Source organism: Streptomyces sp. SID11385, assembly GCF_010548245.1.
GTDB lineage: Bacteria > Actinomycetota > Actinomycetes > Streptomycetales > Streptomycetaceae > Streptomyces.
In genome coordinates, this window is the sequence record NZ_JAAGLR010000089.1 from 1 (window position 1) to 4,246 (window position 4,246).

The 4,246-nt window shown below is 66.1% G+C and carries 5 protein-coding genes and 1 pseudogene; all 6 read right to left on the reverse strand.

All coding sequences use genetic code 11. From position 1 onward, the window contains the following. Window positions 1–381: EsaB/YukD family protein (locus tag G3I42_RS03210; RefSeq protein WP_343244436.1), on the reverse strand; the 381-nt coding region annotated here is incomplete at its 3' end. Next, window positions 378–614 carry a hypothetical protein gene (locus G3I42_RS03215; protein ID WP_164282327.1) on the reverse strand — a complete coding sequence of 79 codons (237 nt, stop codon included), beginning with the start codon at window positions 612–614 and terminating at the stop codon, window positions 378–380. The genes G3I42_RS03210 and G3I42_RS03215, both read right to left, overlap by 4 nt. A 108-nt stretch (window positions 615–722) precedes the next feature. Next, a complete protein-coding gene (locus G3I42_RS03220) occupies window positions 723–1,586 on the reverse strand; it encodes an immunity 49 family protein (RefSeq protein WP_164282328.1) in 864 nt (287 codons plus the stop codon). A 46-nt stretch (window positions 1,587–1,632) separates the two neighbouring features. Then, on the reverse strand, window positions 1,633–2,274 hold the full coding sequence (locus G3I42_RS03225) for a hypothetical protein (protein WP_239096233.1): 642 nt from the start codon (window positions 2,272–2,274) through the stop codon (window positions 1,633–1,635). Window positions 2,275–2,308: 34 nt separating this feature from the next. Continuing rightward, a complete protein-coding gene (locus G3I42_RS03230; RefSeq protein ID WP_164282329.1) occupies window positions 2,309–3,178 on the reverse strand; it encodes an immunity 49 family protein in 870 nt (289 codons plus the stop codon). A 9-nt stretch (window positions 3,179–3,187) separates the two neighbouring features. Beyond that, window positions 3,188–4,246 (reverse strand): annotated as a pseudogene (locus G3I42_RS03235) (hypothetical protein); the annotation flags it as partial.

The following is a 4,246-nucleotide window of genomic DNA, read 5'->3' on the forward strand; positions in this document are numbered from 1 at the left end:
CGCCCAGCCGGTCGCCGCGAGCCCGGCCGCGGCGCGCCGCGCCCCGGGCCCCCAGCGCCAGGCCCGTACCTCCAGGTCGGCGGCGGCCTCGTCGCTCACGTCGTGCACGACCGGCGCGGAGGGCGCGTCCTCGGCCCGTACGAGACGCAGCACCGCGCCGTCCGCGATCCCGGCGCCCTCCAGCGTCACGTCCTGCGCCAGCGCCTCACCTTCCACGGTGATCAACTGCCGCACCTCGGGCCGCTCCCCGACCCGGTCGTCGAGCACCCGCAGGATCTCCGGCAGCAGCACCCCGACCGGCTCCCCGGCCGGAAGGACCAGATCGGCCCGCCGCCGCTCCCCGACCAGCGTCACTCTGCTCAGCGCGCCCGTACCACTCACCGCGTCGACACCCCGTACGTGCTCTTCCCGATCACCCGGTGCGAGAGGAACGACCACCCGACGCACCCCGCGCACAGCACCGCCGCGATCACCATCCCCACGACGGCCTTCCCCGCCCGCTCGTCCCAGGCCCGCCTGCTCCGCCGCCCCCCGAACACCACGGCGTCGCGCAACCTCCGCCGCCGCACGGCGACCGACTCCAGCAACTGCCCGTCATAGTCCTGCGCACCCACAACGGCCCCCTCCCCCTTCGTCCCCAAGAAAATCCCCCACCACACCCCACGAGGGCAAGTGGGTACCGCACGGGCACGCGCGGCGTCGGCTGCCGCCCGCCCGTCGGTTCACGTGGGGAACTCCCCCACCCACTCCCCGCTGAGGAGAAAGTGGGGAATGTAGGGCGACTCCACATCGATCGGGAAACCCGCGTCCCGAGCAAGGCAAGCCATCGCCAGAAGGGGAAGCGAAAAGAAACCGGCGATGTTCTTCACCGAGTCTTCATTCGCAGACCAGTACGATTTATGCAGCTTCAGCGCATCAACCAGAGCAGGGCCGAACTCATCCCGCTTGTCCCGAAGAAACAGATAGAACAAGTTGATCGGCGGATACAGCACCTTGTTCATCGTCTCGCCGTCCACCACCCGCAACACGGACGGGTGGGACAGCTGAATCGCAGCCGTCAACTTCTCCGCCAGATCAGGCCGCCCCACACAATACGACTGAAGGGCACCCACCCAATTCGGCAGGTACTCGTCGAAATGGAAAGGCGCCTCGCGCATCAACGCAACAGGAACCTCGCACAATGCATCGGCCCGGGGCCCGTCCCGGCACACCACCGCCAGGAAGAAGGCATCGAGCCAGTATCCGAAATTCGGCTTACGCCGCTGATCCTCCACAGGAAGCGGTACAGACCGCTCCACTCGGGCCACTCGCTCCACCACGGGCCCCACAGCATCCGGGGCACCCAGCCGAAAATAAAGGGACCCCAACTGCGTGGCTGTGGTCACGGCCTTCCACGTCGGCAACTCCGCACCCTCCGGGTCGATCGCCAATCGCGCCCGCACCCAGGAAATGGAGTCACGGAAGTAGGCATCAATCATGCCCGGGGACCGCTCCAGAGACTCCACATCTTCGGCCACCTCCTTCTCCAAATCACTCGCCAATTCAGCGGCATACGGCCCGAGCACACTATGCCGCGAGATCTTCACCCACAGCCCTTCCCTCACCACGCAATGACACACGCCCTCATTTCGCTCACAGACGGTCGGTGAGATCGGGGCCCCGACCGTCGATGACGTCGGGCAGGGCGATGCCGTACCCCTCGGCGCGCCCGAAGTACGTCATCTCCCCCTCCTCCGCCTTCGCACCAAGAAGCGCGTCGAGTTCCCCGAGCGCCGCAGCGAGCCTCGGAGCATTGCGCCGATGAACCTCCGGATGCGGAACCCCTCGAAAATCGAAATACCCCCAGACATCATGAAAGACCGCTACATCCGCCGAGAGTTCACGCTCATCCGGATCGACACTCAACACCACGAGCCCCTCCTCGCGCCGCTCCTCCCCCTCGGCATCAATCCACACGCCTCGCCCCAAGACCGACAGGTTCCCGACCCGTGCATCCGGATACCCCGAAGGCCGACTCGCCTCGACACGCCTGCCGAGGTCAGCCGAGTCGAGCCGGCCCCGCACCGGGAGCACCGTCCTGATCCCGATATCACCCACGTCGTAGACGAACCAGAACCACTCCACCTGCTCCGGCTCCAGAAGACCACGCCCCCGCAACACCGCCGCCATCCGCGCCGCCACATCCAGCCCGGACGCCAGCCCCGGCGGCGCCGCACCACCCAACGCCCACTCCCACGAACCACACTCCTCAGGCGCACGCATCAGGCGGGACAAGCCCCAACTCCGCACGATGCCATCCGAGCGCCGCTCACGTGGGGAACTCCCCCACCCACTCCCCGCTGAGGAGAAAGTGAGGAATGTAGGGCGACTCCACATCGATCGGAAACCCCGCGTCCCGAGCAAGGCAAGCCATCGCCAGAAGAGGAAGCGAGGAGAATCCGGAGGCGTCGTTCACCATGTCTTCATCCGCAGACCAGAACGACTTGTGCAGCTTCAGCGCATCAACCAGAGCAGGACCGAACTCCTCCCGCTTGTCCCGAAGAAACAGATAGAACAAATTGATCGGCGGATACAGCACCTTGTTCATCGTGTCGCCGTCCACCACCCGCAACACGGACGGGTGGGACAGCTGGATCGCAGCCGTCAACCTCTCACCGAGATCAGGCCGCCCCACACAATACGCCTGAAGAGCACCCACCCAATTCGGCAAGTATTCATCAAAACGGAAAGGCGCCTCCCGCATCAACGCAACAGGAACCTCGCACAACGCCTCAGCCCGAGGGCCGTCCCGGCACACCACCGCAAGGTAGAAGGCGTTAAGCCAATACCTGAAATTCGGCTGACGACGCTGATCCTCCGCAGGAAGCGGCACAGTGCGCTCAACTCGGGCTACCCGTTCCACTACAGGCCCCACTGCGCCCGGCATACCGAGCCGAAAATAAAGCGAGCCCAACTGCAACGCCGTCGTCACAGCCTCCCATGTCGGCAACTCTGAAGCCTCCGGGTCGATCGCCAACCGCGCTCGCACCAAGCTGAGGGACGTCCGAAAATCCATGTCAATCATTTCGGGCGACTGCTCCAGCGAATCCACCCCCTCCGCCACAGTTCGCTCCAGCCGGCTCGCCGCCTCAGCTGCATACGGTCCGAGTACCCCGTGCCGATCCACCGTCACCGTCATTCAACTTCCTTAATCCAGTTTGAACTGATATTTCTCATACCCGGCGTACCGGGGGCCGTCGACCTTCCCCTTCACGAGTATGTACTCCACATTTCCTTCTTTCACCGCCTTTCTGAGTTTCTCAGCGAGTTCCCCTTCGCTCGGGATGTCGTTCCCGCGCCGGTCCATCTGTTCAAGTATGTCCATAAAATAGTCACGTGTGCCTTGCATCGCACGGTCTCCCTCAAGCGCGGCGATCTTCCGCGACCCCAGCTCCGTACTCACCGTCGACTTCGCCTCCACCACGACATAGCCGCCGTCCGGCTTCCTCCACACCTGGTCGAACTGGTCGTTGCCGTTCGCCGGGCCGTGCAAGGTCTCCGGGGTCGACCCCGGGTAGTGCTCGGGGATGACCTGTTCCCTGGCGATCGTCTCCCCGTACCGCTCCGCTGCCTCGGTCCGCGCGGCCATCGCCGTCTTGGCTTCCTGCTGCGCCGCCCGTAGTGCTTCCGAGTCGCCCCCGTTGGCCAGGAGTTGCTTCTTCTTCTCGGCCTCCGAGGCGGCATCGATGTACTTCTGCCGCTCCGCCGCCGCCTCGTCCAGTTTCTTGAGCGTCTTCTCGTCCAGGGCTCCCGCGCGGTCGCCCGTTCTCGCGCCCTCGTCCACGTACTTCTCCCCGATCGGCGGTGGGGCGTCCGACGCCGCCCGCTTGGCCTTCGTCTCGGGATCGACGTGCAGTTGGACCGGCGTGCGCGCGCTCTCGTCGTGGACCTTGAGACTGAGGCGGTCGCCCTCCCTGTTGTAGTACTTCTCGAAGTAGCCCGGTTCGTGGTTCGCCCGGTAGACCTGGATCTCCTTGATCTGCTCCGGGGTCGCGTGCTCCGGGTACGGGTTCGGGCCCTCCCGCATGTACGGGGGCCGGGTCACCGGCGCGGGCGTGCTCGTACCGTCGCCGCCGCGCGCACCCGTTCCGTCACCGCCGCCCCCACGCGTACGGGCCGCGTCGTCCAGCCCGTCGATCCCGGGCCCGAGCCCGTGCCCGCCGCCGATGCCGTGGCCGCCTCCGCCGCCGCCCGACCTCGCCGGGGG